This window comes from Methanococcoides sp. LMO-2, assembly GCF_038432375.1.
Taxonomy (GTDB): domain Archaea; phylum Halobacteriota; class Methanosarcinia; order Methanosarcinales; family Methanosarcinaceae; genus Methanococcoides; species Methanococcoides cohabitans.
The window spans coordinates 1-1,860 of the sequence record NZ_JBCAUS010000011.1; the positions used below are offsets into that span (position 1 = coordinate 1).

The 1,860-nt window shown below is 51.8% G+C and carries 1 tRNA gene and 1 rRNA gene; both read right to left on the minus strand.

Features of this window, described 5'->3' with window-relative positions:
- Nucleotides 1-94: 94 nt before the first annotated feature.
- A tRNA-Ala gene (locus WOA13_RS11595) sits at nt 95-167 on the minus strand.
- A 110-nt stretch (nt 168-277) separates the two neighbouring features.
- Nucleotides 278-1,753: ribosomal RNA gene (locus tag WOA13_RS11600) — 16S ribosomal RNA — on the minus strand.
- Nucleotides 1,754-1,860: the final 107 nt, after the last annotated feature.

Here is a 1,860-nt window from a genome sequence, read left to right on the forward strand (position 1 = left end):
AATGCCCAATATCGGGGAAAGGGCACATCCATCCTTCCCAAGCAATATTACTTGCTCGGTGCACTTGATGATTTGTGAATCGTAATTGATCCAATGGACTTGCTGGGATTCGAACCCAGGGCCTTCGCCTTGCAAAGGCGACGATCTTCCAACTGATCTACAAGCCCGCGTTCATTTATTCCAGCGAAATCTTGTTTCATTGAAAGTGGTTTGTTGAAAGTGGCAGTTTATCGATTTCTGACTGATAGCGGTGATCCGCTTTGTGCGGATCTTGCTTAGGAGGTGATCCAGCCGCAGATTCCCCTACGGCTACCTTGTTACGACTTAACCCCCCTTGCGAAATTTAGGTTCGAACACGGCACAAATCCGTGCCCTCACCCATACCTCACTCGGGTGGTTTGACGGGCGGTGTGTGCAAGGAGCAGGGACGTATTCACCGCGCTATGTTGAAACGCGATTACTACGGATTCCAGCTTCACGAGGACGAGTTACAGTCCTCGATTCGAACTACGGCTGGGTTTGGGAGATTACCATCACCTTTCGGTGTAGGAACCCATTGTCCCAGCCATTGTAGCCCGCGTGTAGCCCGGGAGATTCGGGGCATACTGACCTACCGTAGCCCGCACCTTCCTCTGGTTTAGCACCAGCGGTCCCCACAGAGTACCCATCATCCCGAAGGACATGCTGGCAACAGTGGGCACGGGTCTCGCTCGTTGCCTGACTTAACAGGATGCTTCACAGTACGAACTGACGACGGCCATGCACCTCCTCTCAGCGATTCAGGTAAGGTCTTTAGCCTGACCTACATGTTGCTGTCGCCCCCGGTGAGTTTTCCGGCGTTGAGTCCAATTAAACCGCAGGCTCCACCCGTTGTAGTGCTCCCCCGCCAATTCCTTTAAGTTTCAGCCTTGCGGCCGTACTTCCCAGGTGGTTCGCTTCACGGCTTCCCTGCGGCACCAGAAACGGTCGCACCGTCCCTGACACCTAGCGAACATCGTTTACGGCTGGGACTACCCGGGTATCTAATCCGGTTCGTGCCCCCAGCTTTCGTCCCTCACCGTCGGACCCGTTCTGGTAAGACGCCTTCGCCACTGGTGGTCCCACAGGGATTACAAGATTTCACTCCTACCCCTGTAGTACCTCTTACCTCTCCCGGTCCCAAGTCTGACAGTATTCCCCGGAAGCCTAACAGTTAAGCTGTCAGATTTCCCGAAGAACTGATCAAACCGGCTACGGACCCTTTAGACCCAATAAAAGTGATTACCACTCGGGCCGCCGGTGTTACCGCGGCGGCTGGCACCGGTCTTGCCCGGCCCTTGCTAACACATGCCGTTTACACATGTGGACAGCCAACATAATATGCTGGCACTCGGTGTCCCCTTATCGCGGTTTCCCGCATTGTAAAGTTTTCGCGCCTGCTGCGCCCCGTAGGGCCTGGATTCATGTCTCAGAATCCATCTCTGGGCTCTTGCTCTCACAACCCATATCCGTCGTAGGCTAGTAGGTACGTTACACCCACTACTACCTGATAGACCGCAGATCCATCCTTAGGCAACCGAAGTCTTTGAACCAAAAAGCATTCCAGCATGAATGGTTTATTCGGAATTATCACCAGTTTCCCGGAGTTATGCCGAACCTAAGGGCAGGTTATCCACGTGTTACTGAGCAGTTCGCTATGTTCACGAAGAACATTTAACTCGCATGGCTTAGTCGAACACCGATAGCAGTAACCTCTGGCAGGATCAACCAGAGTTATTTGTTAAAGCACACAAAATTTGGAAGTTAACTAAGAATTGTCGGAAAAGAACTCTATTTAATTAGAGAGTTGTTTTCTATGCACAATAGTTGGTTATTTCTTTT